This window comes from Pseudomonas frederiksbergensis (assembly GCF_001952935.1).
Classification (GTDB): domain Bacteria; phylum Pseudomonadota; class Gammaproteobacteria; order Pseudomonadales; family Pseudomonadaceae; genus Aquipseudomonas; species Aquipseudomonas frederiksbergensis.
This window is the reverse complement of record NZ_CP018319.1, coordinates 1,022,012-1,046,994: the sequence shown is the minus strand read 5'-3', so window position 1 is coordinate 1,046,994 and position 24,983 is coordinate 1,022,012. Positions and strand designations below refer to the sequence as shown.

Here is a 24,983-nt window from a genome sequence, read left to right as displayed (position 1 = left end):
GCGGGGATAGGGAATACCCGACTGGATGACGCTTATGCACATCGTATCGAACCGCCGGGCGACTAAACCCGATCGCTGATTGGCAGCGACGCGGGTCAAGTTACGGGGCAATACCAAGGCGCACAAGCCGGCGGATTCTGGCGGATCTGTAGGCAAATGCGCAAGACGCTGTAGCCGGGGACTGAAGGATTGAAAACATTAGGAAAAGTGACGGGGTAGAGGGTGGCCGCTCGTCGGAACTGTCAGATATGACAGGTAGTCGCTCGCCCGCCGATCGATGTAAAAGAAAGCAGCAGGTCAAGTTGCGACAAACCGAATTTTCGTCCAAATACAGGAGTTGGATCATGTCAGATAAGAGTGTTGATTTCACAGATGCTGCTCATGAGAAAGATTTTGCCGATGAAAAATCGGACAACTCTGTAGAGCCTGAAACTGAAGGTGCACCGCAAGCCGGCGCCAACAACCTGACAACTGACGACGCGGGATCAGTTCTTGTTGCTCCACTACAAATCGATAGGCCCCGTAGGAATGAGATTGTCGATCGCTTGAATGTCTTTGTTTTTAAGATTCCGCAAGCGGAAAATCACCAGGTTTGGATGAAATACATGGTGAACAACGTTGTGATGAGTACTTTTGCAGAGGAGTGGTATAGGGGGCAACAATGGAATCACCATGCTGTTTATAGTGCTACTTCAGGGTATGGGCACTATCAAGCGAAATGGCGACATGAAGAGACGTTCTCCATAAATACTCATGTTTACGTATACGTGAGTGATCAACCTATTATTACCTATCCGGCTCAAAATCAAGTCATAGCAGATCGCAAGCCAAGGATTACCGGGGTCGGCGGTGAAGGTTGTACCCTGAGGGTGATGAAAAGTCACTCGACAGATCAGCTGAGTGCAACGTTCACGGCCAATTCAAATCAATGGGCTATCGATCTCAATCAGCGCTTGCCTTATGGTGATTATTCAATTGCCGTTGAGCAATCGAAGTCAGGTTATACCTCGCGTCATAGTCTAAACCGGCCTTTTAAAATCAGAGGTATAGATATTTCTTCACCCCAACCTGTTCAGATCGTGCCCGCCAAGGACATTGTTTTTAGGGGTGAGAGCAATCGGGATGTGATGGTTCATGTGATTAGAGCGGACGGTACTCCGCAGATGCTTACCAGTTTAGTTCAAGTTCCGCCCAGCCAGCAGTGGGGCCTGCGACTAAAAGAGGATTTGGTTAGAATACTGGAAAGTGGTGAGTTGAGTGTAAGAGCTCAATGGAATGGACCGGCCGGCATGGGTCGTTCGGACTTACTGACTTTTAAAGTGTTAGGTGTTCCGGCCATCACCGGCCCCGCTATCGAGCAAGATATGTCCTTTACCGTGACCGGTAACAATTACTTACCGGGTTCCACTGTCAATATCTATGTCGATCAATCAAATGCTAAACCAGTGGGTTCGAGTGCTGTAACTCAGAGTGGCAAAACCTGGTCCGCGAGAGTGACCCTTGAGCCCGGCGCTGTCTCCCTGGTGGCGGAGCAAAGTCGGGGAGGCATGGTTTCCGGGCGCAGTCTGGATCGCGCCTTCAAAATCCGACCACCCCTACTGACGGCTGTCACCATCACCGCATTGCCCGACAACACCGTGAGGTTCTCGGGCTCTGGCTACAGCGCGGATGGCAAAGTTTTCCTTGTTGAAATCACCAAACTCAGCGGGCCAGGTGGGCACTCATTGGGCCCGGTGACGGTTGTCAACAAAGCCTGGCAGGTGGATGCCACGAATTGGCCGCCTGGCCTGTACAGCTTTTCGGCCACACAAAAAGTGTCTGATGGCGACGGTGGCTGGATCGTTTCGACGGCTTTCCCGTTCACCTACGAGTGGAAGGTACCGGCCCCCACCGAGGTCACTTATACAGTGGCGAATTACACGCCGACGTTCTCCGGCCGTGGCTACAACGGGGCCACGGTCGAATTGTACAATCACCCCAACGGCGGCACGGCTGCACCGGATGTCGAAGTGGTTGGTGGACACTGGTCAAGCCGCGCGTCTGAGGTCTGGGGGCCGACATTGAAACGTGAGGTTAAGCTGCGCCAGCGGTTGGACCAGGTCGTCTCCGATTGGTTTTTCCTTGAGGTGAATATTGTTCTGCTCCCGCCGGTCATCACAGAGATGATCGACAACGAATACACGCCCATCTTCAAGGGCACCTGCTGGGCCGGGGCGCTGGTCAATCTGACATTCAGCGACGATCCAAAGGTCTATCCCGCCGTGGTGCAAGGTGACACCTGGACGTATACGCGTCCCGAGCCGTTCGAGATCGACATCACCCACACGCTCACGGTCACACAGCATGCGGCCGGTCAGGATTCGCCGTCGACCATCCTGCCCTTCTCGGTTAACCGCTTCCTCCCCATCCCGGTGTTCACCGCACCGGAGGTCAACGAGGAGGTGGGGCGTGATCTGCTGGTCGAGGGCACAGACGGTGTGCCCGGTGGGCGGGTGCAGTTGCGGGATGCTCAGTTCGGTGGGGATCTTGGGAGCAGCGATTTCCTGACGATGGACGGCTACTGGTCTGTGGTGCTCGAAGGGTTGGCATTTCGCGAGTACCGGATTAAAGCCGTGCAGATCATGGGCTCGCGTGAGTCCTTACCCAGTGGCGTGCATGTATTCGAGGTAGTGGTGCTGCCGCCGGTGATTGAGGTGCCTGCCCTGGCGGGGGCGATTGCGCGTACGGCGATCATTTCCGGTGCCGGCATGCCATTCGCTCGGGTCGACGTCTTTCTGCAAGGTTCTGCTGAGCCTTTATTGCGTGATTTGTTGGTCAATTCCGAAGGTCACTGGCGCAGCGAGCCGGTGACGCTGGAGATCGGGCATAAAACCCTCTGGGCCCGCCAAACCTTTGAAGGGCGGTTGTCGAAGGACAGTGCGCATCAGGCATTTCGCGTGGTGCCTGCGGCGCCGAGTATCGAAACCCCGGTCGCGGTCGGGCAGGTCGGTCGGCAGGCGGTGGTGTCAGGTTTCGGCTATGCGGACGATGAGGTCGCGGTGGCGTTCAGCGATGAGCCGCAAACCGTGCTGGGGTGTGTGCAGGTGCGCCCCGATCGCACCTGGTCGGTGGCGGTCGAACTGGATCGGCCCGGTGGCAACTATTCGTTGATCGCTGTGCAGTCGCGCGGTGAATTCCACTCAAGCCCGTCAGAGGAGCGGCCCGTGGTGCTGGGCACGTACGTGCCGAGTGTCGATGTGCCTGCACCGGGGCGATGGGTCAGCGACCCGGTGGGGTTTGCCGGCCAGGGACAAACCGGCGAAGGGGTGCTGGTGAGTTGGTACAACCCCGAGCGGGTGCTGGCCAGGAATATCGTCGTCACCGATCAGGGCTGGCAAAGCCAGGCGCGTCTGCGTTTACCGCCGGGCGGCCACTGGGTGAGGTTCAAACAGGTCATCCGCCGGGATGTGTCCTGGACCGAATCGGACTGGGCCGAAAGTGCTCGCTTCGAGGTGGTTTCATCGCAGTCCGAGTCGATGCTGTAGATCAAAAAAGCCGACGAACGGTGTCATCTACTGTCATTTATGACAGTAGACGCCAACCCCCGTCATCACGCCCAATCACTCTATCGAATACACAGAACAATCCGCCACCGGCTTGTTCGACACCTCGGTTGCCGATGCAAGGAGCTTGAACATGGCTAATTCCCCTAATCGTCCCGCCCTGCAACTGTTTGAACAGACGTTCAGCCAGCAAGTGCAGCATGAGGGGTATGCCAGTCTGGCGACCTACCTGGAAAGCGGTGGCTCAATTTTCCCGTTAGTAGAACAAGGTGTGGGCGGGCTGATGCGTACGTACGGGCTGACCGAGCGTGACGCGAAAGCCTTCCTCAAGCCGGCCAATGCCCTGGCGATCTACCTGCGGCGGCAGTTTATCGAACACACCTTGTTTGGCGAACCTGGACAGGCGGTGGGGCCGCAGAGCGGGCTGTTGTCGTTGATGGAAGGGCCGAGTTTCCAGAAATTGTTCAACGTGAATTTCGACGCGTTGTGCCCGCCCCAAGCATTGGAGTCTTTCTACTCCCCCGTGGCTTATCTGATTGAGCTGTTGGTGTGGATCAAAAATAAAATCGAGGCGGTCGCCGGGATTAGCAAACTGCTGCTGCACGATCGGCGCAAAGATCTCAAACAGCTGCTCATCGATTTCAATGCGGTGTATCAACCGGTATCGGCGGTGGACATCATCGTCCGGGTGCTGGAAACCTTTATCGACAGTCACGGAGCGGCTACGCCTACTCTGGAGGATGCGCTGCTCGTTACGCGGTACCCGAACGGCTTGCCGTACTACCAGCATTGGGTGAGCCTGGATTATGTCGCCCGGCACAACGGCATGTCGGTCGGCGACGTGGTGCAGTTGGTCGATCTGGCCTCGCCATACTTTTTGCAGCCACATGCCCCGGACCCCGATGCGGCGAGAGCACTGCTCCACGCCTCGCGGCTGGGGCCGTATCAGCGGGAGATGTTGACGGAGGCTGCGCATTTCACCGGTACGGACGATGACGGGGAAGCTCCAGAATTCTATCTGCGTCACTTCGGTACGCAGGCGGATGAGTGGAAAAAGTACAGTGAGGTACCATTCTTCTGCGAGCGAACCAAGCTTGATTCCCTGCAACTGGAAGCGTTGCTGTCGGTGGGCAGCTTTGCCCCCGTGCGTTCCGTCAATGCACCCAGCGATCCATCGACCATGCCCCTCGTCAGCGGCACCCAGTCGGGTTCGGTCTATATCAACGCCGGTGCGGCCACTTCCATAGGTCTTGAGTTCGACACTACGGTGACCCCGAACTTGCACCGCCTGAAGAATGTCACCCACACCCAAATCGACCGCATGAACCGCAAGTTGCGCCTTGATCAATGGCTGGGGCTGCCGCCCGAGCAGGTCGATGCGTTGCTCGCGGCGGTGATCAAGGCCGAGACACCCGCCTCAACCACGTACCTGATCACGCAAAACAGCGTGCAGGCCCTCGGTCTGTTTCAAACATTGCGTGAACGCTACGGCTGCAAGGCAGAGGATTTTGCGGCGCTTGTTCATGAGGTGTCGTTTTATGGTCGGGACAAGACACCCTCGCTGTTTGATCGGGTGTTCAATCCAAAAGGCAATTATCAGGACGCGTTGAAACTGGATTACGAACCGTTTGACTTGCTGCCGACGGTCGGCATCGGCAACCCCGATACGACGATCAACCGACTGCACAAAGGCCTGGGTATTGAGCTGCTGCCATACAGTGTTCTGGCGCAAGCGGTTGCCTTGGGCCACGGCAGCACGGACGGCAAGCTGATCCGATCCCCGGCCGTCGTTTCGAGCTTCTATCGCCTGGTGAAGCTGTCGAGTCTGTTGGGCATCGATCCGACCGATGGGGTGTCGCTGTTGACGATGCTTGGAGGCCAGACCTGGCTTAAGGCCATGGCCGGTGTGCCAAGGATCCAGGCGCATACCAAAGACACACCCAACGTACTGGTGATCATCCAGGCCCTGCACACCTGCGTCGACTGGTGCCGCGAGCACGAACTTGAGGTGCCCTGGATGTTGCAGCAGGTGACTGCCCCGGCCACGTCACAGAAAGAAACCGAAGCTGAATTGAGTCTATTCGGGCAGGTGCGCAACTTGCTCGCCGGCACGCTGTTTACCAACGCCGAGTTACTGATGGCAGGCGTGCCTCCTTTGGGGGGCGGCGCGGATTGGCTGGACTTGCTGAGTAAACTGGCCGACAGCCACGGGTTGGTGAATACCCAACCGGACTCCGACGACGGCGACACCGATTACGCGAGCATCGCTCGCAAAAAACTTCTCATAGCCGTCCGTGAGGGCCTGGGTGAAAGCTATCGCCCACTGTACGAGGCCATCGTCGAGAACATGCTTGACGTATTGCTGCAGGCGAAGGCAGCCCAGTTGTCGGTGATCAAGCAATGCCTGACGGTTTACACCAGGCTGGCCTCGGAACAGGTGATACCGGTTCTGACGTGGGCGCAAGGACGTGTGGATACCTTTCTGCGTGAGGTGCTGACGCGTCCCGTGTCAGATCCCGCGACAGCCACAGAACGGGGTGGGCGCAGCCTGGAGGGCGATCCCTTTTTGCTGCTGTTGGCCGAAATACGTCGGCGCAGTGAGATCGTCCTGAAACTGGAACTGAGTGTCGAAGTGCTGCAGGACTACCTCGACTACGGCAATCGCAAGTGGATAACGCAGGCGGACCCACTGGCCGTCTCGCTCAGTACCTTTTACTACCTGACGGTGCTGGCCCGCGCCTTCAAGATGAGCAAACAGCCGCAGGCCCGACTGCTGGATTATCTGCGCGACGTCGCGGCCCTGCCTGCCGATCCGACAGCAATTCCGCCTGAGGGGCTGTCGCTGGATGCCTTGTACCTGGTCAAGCAAACAGCGGCGGCCAGGCTGGCGGTGTATTTCGCCTGGAGCGCCCAGGAGGTGCTGGAATGTGCCGAATCAATCGGCCAACCCCTGGTGAGAAACCTGCAACATCTGGATGTGTTGATGCGTGTGCGCAAAATGTCGACTCGCAGCGGCATGGACGCGCGGACGGTTTTTCTGATGGGCAAACTGCCGGATAAAGTCACTACAACATCCGAACGAGCAGCCTATTGGAGGGCCGCCGAGCAAGCCTTGTCGAGCCTTGCCGAGACCACCGAACCGGTCCTCGCCACGGCCAGCGAGGAGCAGAACCAGACGGCGAAGGTCACCTGCGACTTGGTGGGTGACAACACGGTGATTGCCGGTAAACCCGACCAAAAAGCCACCTACAAGTTGACTGTCCGCGACATGCAAGGCAGGGCGATGAGCGGAGTCTACGTTCACTGGCAAACCAGCCTGGGCACGATTGTCGAAAAGGTGACCACCGAGACAGGAGACGTGCTGGTGGATTTCATCCCGGGCCGTGTCCTGGGCGCCGACACCCCGCTCTTCTGGTTGGACATGGGCGAAAAACAGGCGGCCCCACCCGTGGAGGTCGTTGCCGACAGCAACTCGTACCGTTTCCCGCCAGAGCTGGCCTCTGGCTTGCCGACCGGTGAGGTTCCGGCCGGTGCTGAAGTCGAACTCTACGCAGTTATGCAAGATAACTACTCCAATCGGGGGATCAACGCCCCTGTGAGCTGGAACCTCAAAACAATGAAGGAGGCTGACAGCGCGGCGACTGACTCTGACAGTGTGGTGATCCGCTTTGGCAGCCTCACCAACAGTGAGGGGCTTACCCGGGCCTTTGTTTCCAGCCCTACGGGCGGGAGATTCATGTTCAGGGTCCTCAGCACCAGCAGCAGCAATAGCAAGGACTTTGGTTACATCACCTTCTCGCCCCCCCCAGCCTCGTGACTGACACGATTGCTCGTGAAGCAGCCTGCTGCACAGTCGAACACCACCGGGTCACGTCTCAGGAGAACCATCATGGAGCGCACCAACATCGCCGGACTGCTTGAACAACGTCGTTCAGCCCTGGTCGAGTATTGCATCGGACAAGTCAATAAATCCTCAGAAGCCGGCAATTACAATTTCCTGAGAACCCCGGGGGATCTGTTCGAACTCCTGCGTCTCGACCCACTGGACAGTTACGCGGTGGAGAGTTCCTGGGCGGCCGAAGCCATCAGTTGTGCCCAGCAATACATCCATGCGGTGTACCGCAAGCTGGAACCGGGTTTCGAGAACCACGCGTTCGACCCGGATGATCTGGCGCTTTGGCAGCTCTACGGCAATTACCCGGACTGGGCGGCGTTGCAGATGATTGCCTGCTACCCGGAAAACTACATCAACCCCTTCGTGCGCCAGCGCAAGACCGGGCTGTTCAAAGCGCTGGAAACCAACCTGAACCAGGCACGCCTGACCACTGATTCGGTACAAATGGCCTTGCAGGATTACCTGGAAGCGTTCGGGAAGATCTGCAACCTGGACGTGATCAGCGGCTATATCGATGGCGCGTCGGCCACTGATGCTGACTATTACTTTATCGGGCGCCAGCGGGAGCAGCCTTTCCAGTATTTTTGGCGCAAAGCCGAAATCGTACTCACCCAAAGCTCGACAACCGTCAACCCGGCGGCGTGGAGCGAGTGGCAGCCGATCGACATTCCCACCTTGGAGAACGTGCTGGACATCCGACTCGTGCAGTGGAGTGGCCGTTTATGCGTGGTCTGGGCGCAGTGGCGCGACAGGCGCGTTACGAAAGAGGCTGGCGGCAATTACGTACAGCACAGACTGGACATCAACATGGCGTTCATGACCCAGAACGGACAGTGGTCGGGGGCGCAGTCCTTGCACGTTGCCGAGGGCGACGACGCCACGCCCACCGATGCACGGCTGATCGCCACTGTGGTGGTCGATGAGCAGCACCCAAAGGGCAAGTTGTGTGTGATGTTTATCCAGTCCAGTAAAGACGAAGTGCATGTGTACCAGGCCAGGGATGTGCTGTTTCGCAAGATCGACAGCGATGAGCCGCTCATGGATCTGTTGGCCGCCCACCGATTCGTCAATCGCGACACGGTGCAGCATTCGATCCTGGCGCTGAACCAGCCGACGATCGCCGACACTGATGCTCCCTCCGGTAAATTGAGCCCTCACTACGGGTTGCGAGCCGTGGTGTTCCAGAATCGGAAACCTGACAACAGCCCGGAGTATGTGTTGGCGGTGTGTGGGGTGTGTGCGGCCAATACGGACGGCCCGAATGAGATCAAGACGTTCGAGTTGAAAAATACGAGTGGGCACATAGGTGACCCTGCACCTTACAAAAGGGCATTCTCCGGGAGAGGGGGGTGGCACACTCCGGGGATGGCCGTGTCCCGGGCGACTCCATTCGAATCCGCGACCTTTGAATTTGGCGGCTTGACTGAGACCGACGGGCTGGGACGCAAAAGGTACACACTGTCCTTTACTAGCACCGGGTTGTTTGTCACCCCCACCCTGGACAGAAGCCACCCTTCGGGGGCGCAATTTCTGGACTTTCGTCAGCCGAGAGAGTGGCTCAAGTATGTGCGCCTGAATTCATTGCACGGGCCCGAACTGGTGCAGGCCGCGAGTTTTTCGGTCGAAGCCGTACTTAGCTGGGAGATGCAACATCGCAAGGAGCCGGCACCGACCGGCGGTTCGATCAGCGAGCCCAACGGCGCTTTCGACGGGGCCAACGGCTTGTTCTTCTGGGAGCTGCATTGCCATTTGCCGTTACTGATAAGCGCGCGCCTGAGGGCCGAAGACCGTTACGCCGAGGCGCAAGACTGGCTGCATTACCTGTTTGATCCACAGGCTCCGGCCGTCGAGGTGGTAACGCCTCCCGATACCGAAAAAAAACCGCGTTACTGGCGTTGCCGGCCGTTGAATCTTTCCACTAATGCCGCGCCTAACCCCGGCTGTGAAGCTGACGACCCCACCGACCCGGATGCCATCGGTTACTCCAACCCCCGGCACTTCCAGATCGTGGCGTTCACCGAGTACGTGAACAACCTGATGGCCTGGGGCGATTGGTATTACCGTCAACTCTCCCGTGACAGCCTGGTGGCGGCCAAGTTGTGTTACGTGCAAGCCGAATTCCTGATGGGCAAGCCTCCCACCCAGAGAACCGTCAACCGCTGGAAGCCAGAGAAGGTGGGGAACCTGATGGACAATGCCGGGACGCGGCCGGCCCTGGAGGCGTTCGTGCAAACGCTGGCCTTCAATTTGGGCGATGTGGCGGCGAGGGCCAGGACCGCGCCGTTGCTCGGCCAGCTGGGGACCGACGCGTTCAAACTGCCCATCAATCCGCAGTTGCAGGATTTGTTCGAGCAGCCCACTCGGCGCCTGCACACCTTGCGCAATAACCTGACCATCGATGGCAAACCGATGCAGATTCTGCTGTTCAATCCGGTGACCGATCCGAATCAGCTGCTGCGCGATCTGGCCGCTGGTGGTGTGGGTGCACCGCGGCCGATGGGTGGGCGCCTGGTGATCGTGGCGTTTCGTTGGCGGATCATGTTCGAGGCCGCATTGCGAGCGGTGCAAACCCTTCAAGACTATGGCAGCCAGTTGCTGCGCCTGATCGAGCAAAGGGACCGGGCCGAGATGGAGGAGCTGCAACACGGCCAATTGGTGGAGCTGGGTGCCTATGCGCAGAGCGTGCAGGAACAGACGATCGCTCAGTTGGAGGCGAGTGTGACCGGGTTGGGGCAGAGCCTGACGATGGCTGAAGAACGCGCCAATCACTACAGCGCCCTCTTTGAAGAAAACATCACGGAAGTGGAATACAGCGTGATGAACAACCTGCACCTGGCCAAAAAAATGGACCTGAGTACAACGGCCATCAAGGGATTTGGTGCGGGGACTGCCGTGATACCGAACATTTTCGGTGTGGCCAGTGGTGGGGCTCGGCTCGAAAAACTGGCGGATGCCGTGGTCTATGGCCTGGGAATCGCGTCCGGAGTTTTGCAAATGGATGCGGAAAAAAGCGCGACCACCGAAGCCTACCGCCGCCGCCGTGCTGACTGGGAACTGCAACGCGATCAGGCGCGGGGAGAAATGCGAGCCCTAAGTGAGCAAATTACTGCGCAGACCCATGCCGTGGAAGCGGCCAAGGCTAGCCTGGCGCAAACCTTGAGGTCCAACAGCCACGCGCAGGCGCTGTACACCTTCATCAAGAAGCGGGCCACCAACGCCGAGTTGTTCGGCTGGCTGGTGGGGCAATTCAAGGCGTTGCACTATCAGGCGTACGATGCGGTCGTCAGTTTGTGCCTCAATGCCCAAGCCTCGCTCAGTGCTGAAACCGGCAACTATGACTCGCTGATTCCATTGCCGCAGGTCTGGCTGGATAACCGCCATGGCCTGACCGCTGGCGAGCACCTGCGCGGCTATTTACTGCGCATGGAGCGTGAATACCTGCAACGTCATGAGCGGCGCCTGGAGGTGATCAAGACGGTTTCGCTGCGGCAACTGTTCGACGATTCCCTGGAACCGCAAGCCATTTATCAAAGTTGGAAAGAGGCAATCAAGGAGCTGCCGACAACAGGCGCCCTGGAATTCAAGCTGACGCAGTTGCTGTTCGATCGTGATCATCCGGGTCATTACTGCCGCCAGATCAGCTCGCTCGAAGTCGACATGCCGGTGCTGACCGGGCCCTATGAAAATGTCCGGGCCACCTTGGTGCAGATCAGCAGCATGACGGCGACCAAAGCGTCGGGGCGTTCGGTGGAGTATCTGTATGAGCCGACAGCGGGGGTAGCGCCAGAGGACATCCAGATCGACCTGCGCAGCGGTCAGCAAATCGCCTTGTCGGTGGGTATCGCTGATTCCGGCATGAACGCCATGAAGCCCGACGAAGGCTTGCTCAATCCTTTCGAATGCACGGGGGCGGTCTCGAACTGGGTGTTGAGATTTCCTTGGCACGACAAGGAACCCCAACAGTCGATGCTGAAGTCGTTGACCGACATCATTGTGCGTGTGCGATACACGGCGCTGCCGGGTGACCCGGCTTTCACCCTTAAAGTCCAGAACCTGGTTGATCAGCGGATCGCAAAAGGAGCAGGCAATCATGAATGAACCGGTCATCAAGGCTGATCAGAGTTTGATAATAAATGGTGAATTCAGCCAGGCGCTTGATCACTGGACTAGCGGGCCGATCAATCCGAGGAACCTCGATACCGGCAGTTCCGAGTATCCTGAGGAGGATTCGTTCGAAATCAGCTATCTGATTGCCAGTGATGAAGCTTCGGTCAGTCAGGAGTTCAGGGTGCCGAAGACACTGAGCCCTGATGTGCGCTATGTCCTTAGTTTTCTTCACGAGACCTATAACACCGTACCGGGCAGGTTGGTGATCGAAGTGCGGCGTCAGGAAGTTGAAACCCTCGAACTGCCGCTGAACCCTACCCACCCACAAGTGGCCGATGAGGATAAGGCCCGGCAAGGTGGCGGGTTGCTAGAGTTCCAGCCGATCAAGACCAATGTTGACCTGGCATTGACGATAGAAGAAAACGACCTCGTTCGTGTCAGCATATTCAGCCCCAAGAAACCGGTTGACGACTTCCCAAACTCGAGAATACACGTCGCTCGACTCCGACTGCGGGTGCATCTGCCGCCATTGCAGTTGCAGGAGATCATGCTCGACGGCGAACCGCGTCTAGCGGATCGTCCGTTGTATCTGTGTTATGGCGCGTCCGGAAGTCAGCAGCACAGCCTGGCGTTCTCGCCTGTGCCGGGTAACCCTTGGGCGGGTACTGACGCTTCCTGGACCCTCGAAAACAATCCACAAGGGGCGATTGCTCCTACACCTGAATGGGGCACGAATCAGCCGCTGGACGAGGACTGGAAGCTGGACTGCCCATTGATCGAGGGGCAGGAATCGCTGCCTTTGTCGTTGATACTGCGTAACCAATACACCGCCGAGGCCTATCGGATTGAAGTATTTCTGGGGCATCACCGGCTGGATGTTCGTGAGGTTCTGGAGCCTGCCCATTACCCGGTCCTGGAGTATCAGGAAAGCGTTCGCCTGGGCGTCCAGATCATTTCGTTTTACACCGGTTTGCCGATACGCGATCAGGAGGTCACCTGGACCCGCAACGGAATAACAGTGGATGATCCAGTGCTCACCGATGAAGACGGCTGGGCGTTCCTGACCTATCAGCCGAGGGATGAAGACGGAGAGCATGTTCTTAAGGCATCGGTGGCGAGTCTGTATTACCCCGATGGCGTATTTACTAAAGAACTGATCGTAACTGTGCTGAAGACGGACCCTTGGCGAGACCTGCAGGAGCTGGTCGAAGGGAGTGAAGAGCCTTGGGCAGAAAAGGTCGGTTACCCCAACCGCGGGTCAACCTACAGTCTCAAGTTGAAGCTGCCCGAGAGCAGCCCGTTGTTGGGCAGCGACTTCTCGCTACGATGGGACGGTGTGGCGACTGCCGAGGAGCTGGGTGTGGCGGTGACGCCAGCACTTGGAGAATCGGTGAAGGTGACTGATCCGGAATTCGAGTGGAGCCTGGCCTGCGAAGATGTCGTCGACGGGCGGTTCGATCTGTCATTGGTCTGTTCGAATTTGTTGAAGCGCTCGCCCAAGAAAGGCATGTCCCTGGCGCGCAACCTGGTCAAAATCGGTGAGTTGTACGAAGTCAACACATCACCGGTGGTCGATGAGCAAGAGTCGGTGTTGTTGCGGATACAGGTGCTGCATCAAAGCGCCAGTACCCCGGATAATCCGGTGATCAACGCACTGGTGGACTGGGAGGGGGGGGCCAACGGGCCGGTCCACACCGTCACGGGCGCAGGAGGTTGGGCCAGTTTTCTGGACACTCCGACCAGCCCCGAGCATTACACCATCACCGCCAAGGTCAGGGCTCACGAGCAGATGACGCCGATTACTCGGGAGTTCAGCGTGATGCCGCAGGCCAGCAGCGACTGGAAGGAGGCCGCCACCTTTTATCTGGATGACGTCCCGATCGATCTGGCCGTGCTGGGGGTGATTTGCCAACGTGGCGGGACGCATAAGTTCAAAGTGACGCCGAAGGCCGGTAGCCCAGTGACGGGTAAATCCATGACCTTGGCTTTCAATGGCCTTGGCGCTGATTTGGGACTGCAGATTGGCACGCCCGTTGCCACGCCGGAGGGTGGCAGGGAATGGTCGATCAGTTCCAATGCAGGCGGTAGTCGCAGTGGCTTGTTCGAGTGGCGCCTCACCAGTGAAGCCTTGGGGCAACCCCGTGCACTGTTCGGGCGCTTGCTTTCAGCCAACCTCGCCGATGAAGTGAGCATTGCACTGGATCAACAACAGGCCCCCATTGGCAGGGACGCACTGTATCCCTGCCTGGGTGGGTGCCATCGCTTCAGCTTCTTGCCCCATGAGCTGAGCCCGTTGGTGGGGCTGCAAGCACGGCTTGAATGGTCTGGAGCCTCGGCGGAAGATCTGGGTGCAACGGTCTATCCGGCGTTGGACGAGACACAGAGGCTCAGTGATGGTGGGGCCATTTGGTGGCTGGATTTCACCGGAAGTGATCAAGACGGCGAGTTCGCGTTGGGGCTGCAATTGCCGCAACTCGCTCAGCAGACCCCGGTCAATGACTTGGTGCTGGGCCATAACAAGCTGCGGATCGAGACCTTGAATGCGCCGCTCGTCGACCCGGTTGTTGGCGAGGACGGCGCCTGGATGTGGGTGCGGGTGTTTTCCGCCTTCAGGCCTGAGCCTGTGGCCCAGGTGCCCGTGACCTGGACAGCGCAAGAGCAGCGGCATACGGTGCTGACCGATACTGACGGCTGGTCCGGTTTTGAGTTTGTCCCTGAAAAAGATCAAAAGTATGAGATCGAGGCTCAGGTACTCAGTCGTTACGACGCAAAGGTGAGTCGGCAGACCATGGAGGTGACAGCACTGGCCAGCAACCCCTGGGAGGGACTGGAGATTGCGTTCGATGGCCAGGACTACCAGGCCTGGGGGGAGAGAACCTACTTCCCGCGTCGCAACGGCAAACATACGTTCAATTTGCGGGCGCCGAAGGGGAGCCTGCTTTTCGAAAGGCAGTTGACGCTGGGCATGACGGGCGCCGGGCCTGATGAGCTGGACATGAGGTTTTCCATGGGGCATCCCGGAGAGTCACGGTATTTTTCCGATCAGGGACTTGAGTACCGCTTTGATGTTGGCGACCGGAGCGATGGCAGTTTTTCGTTGCGCTTGGCGGCGCAGAAGTTGGCCAGGCTTTCACCGGCCAATGCCATGTCCCAGGGACCCGGCTCACAGGTGGTGAGCTTCCTCGTCAACAACCGTGCTGATAAATGGCTGGACTGGGGACAGACGCTGGAGGAACAGGTCACAGTGGTCTCGTCTATCAGCGGCAGGCCAATGGTTGGCATTCAGGTGATCTGGCGTAGCCCGGAACTCGGCGAGAGGGTCACGCAGACGGACTTCTATGGTGTCGCAAGGGTGCGTTTCAAACCGAGGATCCCGGGGGCCGTACAACTGACAGCGACGGCGGGGGATGCGCTGTTCTCGGAATCGGTCAAGTTGCCAGTCACCTTGAATGAGCCGCGCGAAATTGAAGCGCTGACCAGTTACGATTCGAGCGGTGTTCCGGGGCAGGAGGTGTCGGCGACCGCGACGGTGGTTTCGGCCATCACCGGTGAAGCGTTAGCGGACGTGGAGGTCATGTGGGAGTACGCAAACAAAACGCTTCCACCAACGAAGACCACGGCGAATGGCAAGTCATCGGTGGTGTTCAGGCTCTCAGCCATCGCACAGGGGACGCTCTTTGCTACGGTTAGGGGCGGCAGGGCTGGATGGGATATGGCTTCTCTGGCGTTCCCGGTGGATGCAACGCCTGTCGTTGAATCACTCGTCAGTGACAGACCCGAGATCTACCTGGGAGAGGTGTTGAGTGCAACGGCGAAGGTGGTCAGCAGCGAAGGCGGGATACCTATGGAAGGCGTGGCTGTGTCCTGGGAGTATCCTTCTGTCGAGCTATCGTCATCGGAAACGGATGAGCAGGGGCTGGCCACGGTCTCGTTTACACCTGTTGCTATTGGCGAGCTCAGGCTGAAGGCAACTGTTTCCAGCGGGAGCGCTGTAACTTTGGCGGTGAGGGTTCGCGACCCGCTTGAGTCACCTGATCACGCTACGATCAATCGTCTCGTGGCGCAAAATCCTGCTTATGTTGGATTCACTACTGTCTTAATGGTGTACCTGGTCTCCACCGTATCCCAGCTGCCGATCCAGGGCAGGGAGGTGTTCGTGTCGGTGGGTGAAAAAGCGCCTGTCCGATATATAACGAATATTCACGGAGAGGCCATAGTAAATTGGACCCCACTGAGGGTGGGGGATTTCTTTTTGGGGGTTGAGCTTAAAAACCCGGGAGGAACGTCGGAACATGCCATTGTTGTTGTAGAGGTCAGACATAAGACGTGATTTCAGCTGATTAAACGCAGGCGTTAAAACACCCCGGCTCTTTTCTCGCTCAGGTACTGTGTGACCAGTTCGCTCCCCAACTCTGAGGGCCGTACATCCAGCACCGGCACTCCATGAGCACTTAACCGCTCATGGAGTTCGGCTCTGGCGTTCAAGTAGTCCACCGTGCCGCAATAGACAAGGGCTTCGTCCAGGGTGTGCACCGGCGTTTGGCGCACGGTGCCTAGCACCTCTTCGCGCAAACTGGCGACCAGCACCCGATGCTGCTTGCTCAGGCGCTTTACCGTGGTGAGCAGTTCTTCATCATCTTCATCCCGCAAGTTAGTCACCAGCACCACCAGCGCCCGACGTTTTTGTCGGGCCAGCAGCTGGTTGGCGGCGGCTTGATAATCGGCTGGGCGCTGGGTGCTGTTGAGGTCGTAGACGCTGTTGAGCAAGACCTTGAGTTGCTCGGTGCCTTTGACCGGCGCAAGGTAATGCGGTCGGTCACTGGCGAAGGTGCTCAGGCCTACCGCATCGCCTTGGCGCAGGGCGACGTAGCTGAGCAACAGGCAGGCATTAAGTGCGTGATCGAAATGCGCGAGTTCGCCGTCCTGGCTGCGCATCCGGCGGCCGCAATCGAGCATGAAGATGATCTGCTGGTCGCGCTCGTCCTGATACTCCCGGGCAATGGGAGTGCGCTGGCGGGCGGTGGCTTTCCAGTCGATCTGGCGCAGGCTGTCGCCTTCGCGAAATTCACGCAGTTGATGAAATTCCAGGCCCAGACCGCGACGCTGGCGTTGGCGTACGCCGAGTTGGCTGAGCCAGTTGTCCACCGCCAGCAGTTGGCCGCCGTAGAGACGGGCGAAGTCGGGGTAGACACAGGCGTTATCGGTCACGTTGAGCAGGCGTTTGTCAGACCACAGGCCCAGTGGGCTCGGCAGGTTGATTTCGCAGTGTTCGAAGGTGAAATGACCGCGTTTTAGCGGGCGTAGTCGATAGCCGATCTGGCTGTGCTGGCCGGGTTGCAGTTCGACCGACAGGGGCAGGTTTTCGAAGCTAAGGCCGTGCGGCACATGGTCGAAAATCTGTATGTTCAGTGGTTGGGCAAAGTTATGCTCGACCTCCAGTCGCACTTCACCCCAACGGCCGAGTGCAAGGCTGCCGGGCATTTGTCGGTGGAGTCGGGGCGAGGGCAGTCGTTTGAGACGGACGGCGTCGAGTATCGCCAGGGCCAGCAGCGCCAACAACAATCCCCAGTGGATCGACAACAGGCTTGTTGGAACCTCGATGCCCAATGCCCGCAACGCGCCCAGCACGATGCCGATGGCCAGCAGGATCGCGAGCCAGATCAACAACAGGCGCGTGGGTTTCATCGTGTTGCGGTTCTCTGGCAAGGATTGCATTCAAAAGTCTGGAACAGTACCTCTGTGGCGAGCGGGCTTGCCCGCGTTCGGCTGCGAAGCAGTCGTAAAAAAAGTAGACGCGTTTTATCTGACATTACGCGTCGATGGTTTTTGGGGCTGCTTCGCAACCCAACGGGGGCAAGCCCCCTCACCACGGGAGTGCCGGTCACAGGCGCGGCGCCGGCACTTGATCGAGCAATTGCTTGAGCACTTGATCGACCTCCAGACCTTCGATGTCCAGCTCCGGGGCAATGCGCACACGGTGGCGCAGTACCGACAGCGCGCAGCCCTTGATGTCATCGGGAATCACGAATTCACCGCCACGCAACAAGGCGCGGGCGCGGGCGCAACGTACCAGCGCGATGGACGCCCGAGGCCCGGCGCCGAGGGTCAACCCCGGCCACGTGCGGGTGGAGCGGGCCAGGCGCACGGCGTAATCGAGCACCTGATCGTCCAGCGGCAAGTCGCTGGCGATGCGCTGCAAAGCCAGCACATCCTTGGCTTGCAACACCGTGCGCAACGGCTGCACATCGAGCATGTCGGCACGGGTCGAGCGGCTGACCTGGCGCACCATGTTCAGCTCCTGATCGGCGTCGGGGTAGTCCATGCGCACCTTGAGCATGAAGCGATCAAGCTCGGCTTCCGGCAGCGGGTAAGTGCCTTCCTGTTCGATGGGGTTTTGTGTGGCGAGCACCATGAACGGTTGCGCGATCGGCAGGGCGCGGCCTTCGAGGGTGACTTGGCGTTCCTGCATGGCTTCGAGCAGTGCGGCCTGGGTTTTCGCCGGGGCGCGATTGATCTCGTCGGCCAGCAAAAGGTTGGTGAACAACGGCCCTTTGCGCAGTTTGAATTGCTCGGTTTGCATGTCGTACACCGCATGCCCGGTGACATCGCTGGGCATCAGGTCCGGGGTGAACTGGATACGTGCGAACTCGCCGCCAAAGCAGCGGGCGAGGGCGCGTACCAGCAACGTCTTGCCCAACCCCGGCACGCCTTCGAGCAGTACATGGCCGCCAGCGATCAGGGCGGTGAGCACATCGTCGATCACGCTGTTCTGGCCGATCACGGCTTTTTGCAATTCAGTTCTTACCGCCTGGGCCAACTGGCTAGCACGCTGGCGTTGCTGCGCAGCGTGGTTCAGTGTGCCGGGCTCGATCTCACTCATAAGGCATTCCTCAAGGTTTGCAGGTGGGCGACCTGACGGCTGAATTCAGCGCTGGACAGCCGCTGTTTCGGTCGCGGGCTCATGGCCTGGCTGATCGCGCGTGTGGGTTGGCCAGTCAGGCGTGCGAGCACCAGCCATTGTTCGGCAACGCCGAGTTGTTCGAAACCGGGATGACGGCGCCGCACACGACGCAAGATGTCGTGCTGCAAGGCTTGCAGCAGGTGTTGCTGACCGTTGCGGCGCAACATGAAATCGGCGCTGGCGCGCAGGTGTTCCTGAAGTTGACGGCGGGCCCTGGGGGCCGGTTCCAGCAGCGGCCCCTGGCGCACGCCGACGTGCCAGAAGGCAAGGCCGATCAGGGCAAAAAGGGCGACCAGTGCCTGGGGGAAATAGCGCAGGAGCAAGGTCGGCAGACTGTCGTGATCGGTGTTGAACAGCAGGGTCACGTTCGTGTCCGCGGTCAGGTACCAGAGCAACCAGGCGTTGTCGTACTGGTCAATGGCCGGGGTTTTCCACAGGTCGGCGTCGGTGACCACGATGATCGAACCGAGCCCGTGATTGAGCTGCATCATGTGCGTGGCCTTGCCGCTGTTGGCCCAGGCTTGCGCGAGGTTTTTCGGGTCTTCGAGATGGAATGCGGTATCGAAACCGGCGTAGGCCGGCGCGTTTTCGTCTTCCAGATACAACTTGGTCAGCTTGGGATAAGGATCGTCATCGATAGTGTGCGGCGGGTCCTTGAGGTCTTTGCTCAGCGACTGGTGCAGTTGCACCCGGTCGAGCAACAGGTCGTTGCTTTGGCCGGTTTTTTCATCCCACAACGACTGGGCAACAAACAAAAGTCGCCCGCCGGCCCGGGTCCAGTTCAACAGCTGATCGACCTGGCGCGGTGTCATGTTGTCGCGCTCCCCGAGCAATAACAGGCTGTGCTGATGCGGCTCCAGGGTGGGCAGGATGTCGAGGCTGTTGGCGTGGTTCACCGCCAGGCCCTGTTTGCGCAGGAAATATTCGGCAGCGAGATAGGGATTGGCCTGGGCTTCGGGCGAGGGGCCGTGATCGATGTCTGCCTGATAGGGCGTCGCCTTGACGTACAGATAAACACTCAGCGCGCCCAATAGCACGGCGATGAACACGCCGACCGCCAGCCAGTGTCGCCGGTTCAATGCAACGCTCCCGGGCCGAACAACGCCCGCCAGCCGTCACAGAGTTCCTGTTGCAAATGTGCGGGAGGCAGGCGATGCCCGTAGGCCATGTTCTGCCAGTGTCCGGTCAGGCTTTTACTGAAGGCCAGCAAGGCAGGTTGGTGCAGGTGTTCGATGCGCTGAAGAACTTCGCCTTCGGTGTCGGCGGGTTTGAGCAACAGGTTAAAGTCGTGCAGCAAATGGCTGAGCAGACCGCGATAGAGCAAGCCGAGGGCCTCGCGAGGGTGGGTTTGCCAGAGGCGTTCGGCGCTGGCGGCGATGTCGACGGGCAGGGTTTCGCGGTTGAGGTCCAGGCCGAAAGCCTGTTGCGGTAACGGCCGCGTGACCTTGCTGTTCAAGGCCGGTCGACGCCTGACGAAAGCTTGCATCCAGTCACGGTAATGCCAGATCAATAAACCGATGGCACCGATCACGACCGCCCACAACACCACTTCGATCAGCGTGGCTGCTGCGCCGAAGCGTTGGTTGTCCAGAAGCTTGAGCAGCGCCTCCAGCCATTCGCTTGTTGGGTCATCGTCCGCCGTGTCGGCGGCGGGTTGGTCCTCGCCAAACCGATAGCGCGTGACTGATTCCTTGTTCTTGAACGGAGGCTGATCGAGGATCGCCTTGATGCTGTCCCGGGATGCCTGACTGGTCAGTGGTTGGTCCAGCAGGCGTGGGCTGTCCGGTGAAATGACTGGCTCGGCGGCCCATACGGTTTGTGCTGTCGGCAGCAACAGGAATGCTGCCAGCAGCACGGGGACGGCGGCGCTGCTCAAGCGTTGGCGCATGCGGCGGAACACCAGCTCGATATCCCAGGCCTCCAGCACGGTGCGCCGGTTCAGATAAAGGCTGAAGCCGCAGGTGACATAAACCGGTTCCCAGACAATCAGCACCAGTGCGTAAAGGGCGTTGGTCAGGTGTTCCAGCCATCGCCAGTCCTGTGTGGCGGCTGTGATCAAGGTCTGCCAGCTCCAGTCGAGTTCGACCTGTTGCGGCAAGAACATGTAGAACAGCACCATCAGGCCGATCCAAAGCACGGTTTCCAGATGTACGCCGATGATCGTCAGCCAACGCGCGGCACCGGCGTTGCGCTGCAACAGCACCTGCAAACGTTGTTGGCGTGGCTCACCACTGAGCCCTTCAAGTTGCACCACCGGCATCAGGAAACTGCGACTCAGGCTCAGGCGCCGCCAGGTCAGGCTCACCAGCAGTTGTGGTTGCAGAAGCCGCGGAAATTGGCGCAACGCCTGCTTCAGCGTGGGGGTTTCGCCAAACATCGCTTTGGACAGGATGTACAGCGGCAGGCGGTCGAACGCCGGTTTCAGCCACCAGAAAATAAACACGGCGAGGGAGGGCGAATCCCATAGCACCCAACTGAGCAGGACGAAAACCGGCAAGGTCACGATGGCCCAACTGGTCATTAGCAGACGCCGGTGTCGTTGGCTCAGCAGGACACCCAGGTCCATGGCTTCCCAGGTGGTGCGCGGGCGGATGACAGCCGTGGCGTCACTCAGGCGCATGGCGGGTCCGTCCGGCAAACAGCAAGTAAGTCGCCACCAACAACCAGAGCGCTGCACCGACCAGGTATTTGGTTATGGGCGCGACCCCGATCGTGGACGACCAGTAAGCCTCGATAAACGCCGCAATCAGCAGAAACAGCATGACCCCGCAAATCAGCAGCACGCTTTTGCGGGCCGCCAATCGCAGGGCTTCGGAACGAGGCAAGCGCCCCGGCGCGATCAATGCCCAACCCAGTTGCAGGCCGGCGGCACCGGCCAGGGCGATGGCACTCAGTTCGAAGGCGCCGTGGCCAACCACGAATGGCCAGAAGGTTTGCCCGTAGCCGATGTACGTCAGGTGCCCGGCCACCGCACCAATCATCAAACCGTTGAAGAACAGGAAAAACGCGCTGCCCAAGCCAAACAGCAAACCGCTGGCGAAGGTCTGAAAGGCGATGCCGATGTTGTGCATGATGTAGTAACCGAACATTACCCAGTCTTCACTGGCCGCCCGCTCTGCCGAACGCCCCAGGTGACCGGCCTCGGGGTCGTACATGCCTTGCATCTCGCTGACCTGCTCGGCCGGGATCAGGTTGTAGACCAGGTCGGGGAACAGATACACCAGCAACGCGAAGCCAATCAGGCTGCCAAAAAACATCAGGCTGGCGGCGAGCACGAAACGCCACTGTTCGCGCACCAGTCGCGGGAAGTCGGCCAGGATGAAGCCCAGCACGTTGGCACCCAGTCGACTGCGGTGGCGATAAAGCTGTTGATGCCCGCGCAAGACCTGTTGCTGTAATGAATCGATCAGGAAGCTGCTGTAACCTCGTTCCTGGGCCAGCGCCAGATGCTGGCAGAGACGACGATAATCGCTGGGGAAACCGCCGACTCGCTGTGCTTCCTTGCCTTGCTCCAGCTGTTCAAGCACGAGGGTAAATTGCTCCCATTCGGCCTTGTGACGACTTTCGAAAAGGCTTTGCTTCATGTGGGGCCCAACAAGCCGCGGGCGATGCCATTGAGTTCATCCACGGCCCCTGGGGCCGATACCTGCAACGGTTGCGCGAGTATCGCCGCCAGCTCTTTGACCCGTGCTTCAGAGAGTTCACCCTGGCGCTCGGCAAAACCGAGGATGGCGCGCTGTTCGGTCAGCGTCAGCGCAAAGGTCGGGCGCCGGGGCCGGACGGCGGGCAGTTGTGGTCGGGCGAGCGGTTGTTCGCGGTAGATCACCAGCGTGCCGGCGGCCAGATCGCCGAGGCGCTTGAAAGTGGGATGTTGCAGGCAACTGACGGCCCCGAGGAAATAGCCGAACGGCAGCATGTCGACAAATCGCAGCAGGTTGCGCAGCAGCGAAGCAGACCAGCCAATCGGCGTGCCATCGTCCTGCACCACCCGCAGGCCCATCCATTGCTTGCCTGGCGAACGACCCTGGTTGAGCACTTCGAACAGCACCATGTACCACCAGCTCACCACGAACAACAGAATCGAGCCGAGCCCTGCACCAAGTTTCCCGAGGAACGCCAGGACAATAAACAGCAGGCCGACGATCAACCCGCGCAGACCAAGATCGATGGCGAACGCCAGCGCACGAACCATCAACCCGGCCGGGCGCAGTGGCAAGTCGATGCCTTCCGGCGTTTCGACTTGATACCGCGTATCCAATGGCAGGGACAGCGTCGCGTTCCTTGGCAGTGCTGTAGTCTCGAGCATGGGCAACCTTGATGTGGCCTGTTCGGGATTCGATGTCCGTCCGATGCTAGCAGCCTCTCGAGGGAAAACGACATAACTATGTATTGCACGGCACGTGGCCAGAGGTGATTGAATGACAAGATTACTGGCCGGGGCGGGATGTGAACGCCTAGACTTCGCCGATCTTCAGTTCAGGAATAGCCCGTGACCTCTATCTTCTGGTACGACTATGAAACCACTGGCATCAACCCCCGTTGCGACCGCCCGCTCCAGATGGCGGGGATTCGCACTGACTTCGATCTCAATGAAATAGACGAGCCAGTCAACCTTTACTGCCAGCCCAGTGAAGACATCCTGCCCCATCCGGCGGCCTGTGCGATCACCGGTATCACCCCCGGCCGACTGGCCGAGCAAGGCTTGAGCGAAGCCGATTTCATGACCCGGGTGCATGCCCAACTCGCGGCGCCCGGCACGTGCGGGGCGGGGTACAACACGTTGCGTTTCGATGACGAGATGACCCGTTACAGTCTTTACCGAAACTTTTTCGACCCTTACGCGCGCGAATGGCAGGGCGGTAATAGTCGCTGGGACCTGATCGATGTGGTGCGTGCAGCCTATGCCTTGCGTCCTGACGGCATCGTTTGGCCGACGGACGACGAGGGGCGGATAACGCTCAAGCTCGAACGCCTGACTGCCGCCAATGGCATTGATCACGGAAATGCTCACGAAGCGCTGTCGGACGTTCGCGCCACTATCGCCCTGGCGCGTCTGATCCGGGAAAAGCAGCCGAAGTTGTATGACTGGTTATTTCAGTTGCGCGGTAAACAGAGGGTGATGGATCAGATCCGTCTGTTGCAGCCGATGGTGCACATCTCCGGACGCTTTTCGGCGGCGCGCAATTATGTCGGTGTGGTGTTGCCTTTGGCCTGGCACCCGCGCAACAAGAACGCCTTGATCGTCTGTGATCTGCACCTGGATCCTCAGGGCTTGCTCGATCTTGATGCCGACACCTTGCGTCAACGGCTGTATACCCGCCGCGATGACTTGGCCGAGGGCGAGTTGCCGGTGCCGCTCAAACTTATCCACATCAATAAATGTCCGGTGGTGGCGCCGTTGGCGGTACTTCGCTCTGAAGATCAGCAACGTTTGGGGCTGGATATGTCGCTCTACCAAGAGCGCGCGCTGCGGCTAAGTGACGCACAAACAATTTGGCGAGATAAAGTGCAGGCGATTTATGCCAGCGAGGCGTTCACCCCGAGCCAAGACCCGGAGCAACAGTTGTACGATGGTTTTATCGGTGATCGGGATCGGCGTCTTTGTGAGCAAGTCAGGTCTGCCGACCCGGCTCAATTAGCGCAACAACAATGGCCCTTCGATGATGAGCGATTGCCCGAATTATTGTTTCGATATCGCGCACGCAACTTCCCCGATACGTTGAATTTCGAAGAGCAAGAACGCTGGAGACTATTCTGTCAGCAACGTTTGTCAGCACCCGAGTGGGGGGCGCCAAATACGCTGGAAACTTTTGCAGAGGCCGCAGCTCAATGGAGTATTACGGCTACATCGTTTCAGCGAGAGGTGCTGAATGAATGGCAGAATTATGTCGAAGGATTACGCAAACGTTTGAATCTTTGAAATCGAAAATGTTCGGAGCTGAATACCGGGCATAAAAAAACGCCAGCAGATGCTGGCGTTCTTTTTTGTCGCGGGTAAGTCCGCGACACGCGCTACGGCTTAGCCCAGCAGGGTAGCCCAGCCTTCAACCACGTCGCCGCCCCACTTGGCTTTCCACTCTTTCAGAGTCTTGTGGTTGCCACCTTTGGTTTCGATGACTTCGCCATTGTGCGGGTTTTTGTATTGTTTAACTTTGCGAGCACGCTTGGTGCCAGTAGTTTTTACTGCGCCGCCACGTGGTGCTTTGGTTTTGGACTCAGGATCCAACAGGGCAATGATGTCACGCAGAGACTTGGAGTATTCGCCCATCAGGGTGCGCAGTTTGCCTTCGAATTCCAGCTCGGTTTGCAGTTTGTCGTCTTGGGACAGGTTCTTCAAACGGGCTTGCAGCTCTTTGATAGCTTCTTCGGTGGCGCGATATTCGTTGATCAAGGACATGAGGACTACCTTATGTAGGGCGCTGGATGGCAGGTGACAGTGCGGCAATAATAGTCAGGGTGTTTCACCAAGTAAACATTT

12 protein-coding genes are annotated in these 24,983 nt (G+C 58.7%); 5 read left to right on the top strand and 7 right to left on the bottom strand.

The window, feature by feature from the left end:
- The first annotated feature begins 248 nt into the window (after positions 1 to 248).
- The 4 genes from PFAS1_RS29410 (at position 249) to PFAS1_RS05150 (ending at position 15,874) form a co-directional block, all read left to right on the top strand.
- On the top strand, positions 249 to 3,524 hold the full coding sequence (locus PFAS1_RS29410; RefSeq protein WP_156886697.1) for a hypothetical protein: 3,276 nt from the start codon (positions 249 to 251) through the stop codon (positions 3,522 to 3,524).
- A 151-nt stretch (positions 3,525 to 3,675) separates the two neighbouring features.
- Positions 3,676 to 7,359, top strand: a complete 3,684-nt coding sequence (locus PFAS1_RS05160) for a Tc toxin subunit A (RefSeq protein ID WP_076028419.1) — start codon at positions 3,676 to 3,678, stop codon at positions 7,357 to 7,359.
- A 72-nt stretch (positions 7,360 to 7,431) separates the two neighbouring features.
- A complete protein-coding gene (locus tag PFAS1_RS05155) occupies positions 7,432 to 11,535 on the top strand; it encodes a Tc toxin subunit A-related protein (protein WP_076028418.1) in 4,104 nt (1,367 codons plus the stop codon).
- Positions 11,528 to 15,874 carry an Ig-like domain-containing protein gene (locus tag PFAS1_RS05150; protein ID WP_076028417.1) on the top strand — a complete coding sequence of 1,449 codons (4,347 nt, stop codon included), beginning with the start codon at positions 11,528 to 11,530 and terminating at the stop codon, positions 15,872 to 15,874. Before PFAS1_RS05155 ends, PFAS1_RS05150 begins: the two co-directional genes overlap by 8 nt.
- A 23-nt stretch (positions 15,875 to 15,897) precedes the next feature.
- Here the strand turns inward: PFAS1_RS05150 and PFAS1_RS05145 are convergent, their stop codons facing one another.
- From PFAS1_RS05145 to PFAS1_RS05120, 6 genes are all read right to left on the bottom strand, one after another.
- The gene (locus PFAS1_RS05145; protein ID WP_076031491.1) at positions 15,898 to 17,229 is read right to left on the bottom strand and encodes a DUF58 domain-containing protein; all 1,332 of its coding nucleotides are present in this window, start codon (positions 17,227 to 17,229) and stop codon (positions 15,898 to 15,900) included.
- A 196-nt stretch (positions 17,230 to 17,425) separates the two neighbouring features.
- Positions 17,426 to 18,424, bottom strand: a complete 999-nt coding sequence (locus PFAS1_RS05140; RefSeq protein WP_076028416.1) for an AAA family ATPase — start codon at positions 18,422 to 18,424, stop codon at positions 17,426 to 17,428.
- Positions 18,421 to 19,584: a DUF4350 domain-containing protein gene (locus PFAS1_RS05135; protein WP_076028415.1), complete on the bottom strand. Its 1,164-nt coding sequence runs from the start codon at positions 19,582 to 19,584 to the stop codon at positions 18,421 to 18,423. The genes PFAS1_RS05140 and PFAS1_RS05135 overlap by 4 nt, the downstream gene beginning before the upstream one ends.
- Positions 19,581 to 21,125: a DUF4129 domain-containing protein gene (locus PFAS1_RS05130; RefSeq protein ID WP_076028414.1), complete on the bottom strand. Its 1,545-nt coding sequence runs from the start codon at positions 21,123 to 21,125 to the stop codon at positions 19,581 to 19,583. Before PFAS1_RS05130 ends, PFAS1_RS05135 begins: the two co-directional genes overlap by 4 nt.
- A complete protein-coding gene (locus tag PFAS1_RS05125; RefSeq protein WP_076031490.1) occupies positions 21,112 to 22,089 on the bottom strand; it encodes a stage II sporulation protein M in 978 nt (325 codons plus the stop codon). The genes PFAS1_RS05130 and PFAS1_RS05125 overlap by 14 nt, the downstream gene beginning before the upstream one ends.
- A complete protein-coding gene (locus tag PFAS1_RS05120; protein WP_076028413.1) occupies positions 22,086 to 22,811 on the bottom strand; it encodes an RDD family protein in 726 nt (241 codons plus the stop codon). The genes PFAS1_RS05125 and PFAS1_RS05120 overlap by 4 nt, the downstream gene beginning before the upstream one ends.
- A 183-nt stretch (positions 22,812 to 22,994) precedes the next feature.
- Here PFAS1_RS05120 and sbcB point away from each other — a divergent pair, with 183 nt between their 5' ends.
- Positions 22,995 to 24,425, top strand: a complete 1,431-nt coding sequence (gene sbcB / locus PFAS1_RS05115; protein ID WP_076028412.1) for an exodeoxyribonuclease I — start codon at positions 22,995 to 22,997, stop codon at positions 24,423 to 24,425.
- A 99-nt stretch (positions 24,426 to 24,524) separates the two neighbouring features.
- On the opposite strand, the gene mvaT is transcribed toward sbcB, so the two are convergent.
- Positions 24,525 to 24,902 (bottom strand): histone-like nucleoid-structuring protein MvaT, encoded by a 378-nt coding sequence (mvaT, locus tag PFAS1_RS05110; protein WP_007933316.1) that lies wholly within the window; start codon positions 24,900 to 24,902, stop codon positions 24,525 to 24,527.
- Positions 24,903 to 24,983 lie beyond the last annotated feature (81 nt).